This window comes from Rhizohabitans arisaemae, assembly GCF_025996515.1.
Lineage (GTDB): Bacteria > Actinomycetota > Actinomycetes > Streptosporangiales > Streptosporangiaceae > Rhizohabitans > Rhizohabitans arisaemae.
In genome coordinates this window covers 1-248 of sequence record NZ_BLRH01000047.1, presented here as the reverse complement: position 1 = coordinate 248, position 248 = coordinate 1, and the positions used below count along the sequence as shown (strand labels likewise).

Annotated in this window: 1 protein-coding gene; it reads left to right on the top strand. The window is 66.1% G+C overall.

Annotated features, from left to right (window positions below; translation table 11 throughout):
• Positions 1-248, top strand: a 248-nt coding sequence (locus RUR_RS26620) for a hypothetical protein (RefSeq protein WP_283137941.1), incomplete at both ends; no start/stop codon positions are given.

The following is a 248-nucleotide window of genomic DNA, read 5'->3' as shown; positions in this document are numbered from 1 at the left end:
CTCACGCGACGCCCGGGCACGCTCTACACCGACGTCGAAGGCGACAACAGGTACGGCCCGGACTGCTCCGGGTTGGTCTCCATGGCCTGGCACATCACCGCCAACTCCGGCAAGGGCGGCAACAGCACCGACGACTTCGAGACCTGGGGCGGGAAGACGTACCTGGGCAGCCTGCACGACCTGCTGCCCGGAGACGCGATCCTCAAGAACGGTCATATGGAGCTGTTCGCCAGGTGGAAGAACCCCGG